The sequence below is a fragment of the Streptomyces sp. GbtcB7 genome, from assembly GCF_019091445.1.
Taxonomy (GTDB): domain Bacteria; phylum Actinomycetota; class Actinomycetes; order Streptomycetales; family Streptomycetaceae; genus Streptomyces; species Streptomyces mirabilis.
The window spans coordinates 1-238 of record NZ_JAGXJM010000606.1; the positions used below are offsets into that span (position 1 = coordinate 1).

1 protein-coding gene is annotated in these 238 nt (G+C 67.6%); it reads right to left on the reverse strand.

What is annotated here, in order from left to right; all coding sequences use genetic code 11:
- Window positions 1–238, reverse strand: a 238-nt coding sequence (locus KVT44_RS56985) for a TerD family protein (RefSeq protein WP_217577173.1), incomplete at both ends; no start/stop codon positions are given.

Here is a 238-nt window from a genome sequence, read left to right on the forward strand (position 1 = left end):
ATGCGTCCAGCAGAATCTGTCCGACACTGGACTCGTCACCCGCCAGATCCGTCTGGATGGTGTCGGGGTGGCCCTCGGCGCCGCGATTCTTGCCAAGTCGCCACACCTTGCCCGAGGGATGGCGTGGCTGGTTGTAGAAGGCGAAGTCCTCGTCGGATCGCACACGACCGTCGGGCCCGAGGAGCAGCGCCGGGACATCGACATCGGGGACACCCTGCCCGGGCGTCCCGCGCAGCAC